1 pseudogene is annotated in these 289 nt (G+C 45.0%); it reads left to right on the plus strand.

The window, feature by feature from the left end:
• Window positions 1-289 (plus strand): annotated as a pseudogene (locus tag AB4496_RS26710) (LPS assembly protein LptD); the annotation flags it as partial.

The following is a 289-nucleotide window of genomic DNA, read 5'->3' on the forward strand; positions in this document are numbered from 1 at the left end:
CGATTATGAGTTTCTCTGTGAGCAAGGGCGAGGAGATGCGGTTTACATCGCAAAAACCGGAAAAGCGGTTTATGAGATTGAAGATGGCTCAATCACCTCTTGCCCTATCGGCGACAATGCATGGCGACTAAGAGCGTCAAGTATCGATGTCGACCAAAATGAAGAAGAGGCTACGTTCTACAACCCAAGGTTTGAAATTCAGAGCGTTCCTGTTTTTTATCTGCCGTACTTAACCGTTCCGATTGGTGATACGCGTAAAACAGGCTTCTTATATCCAACGGTATCATAT

The sequence above is a fragment of the Vibrio sp. 10N.222.46.A1 genome (assembly GCF_041473595.1).
In the GTDB taxonomy this organism is placed as follows: Bacteria; Pseudomonadota; Gammaproteobacteria; order Enterobacterales; family Vibrionaceae; genus Vibrio; species Vibrio tasmaniensis_A.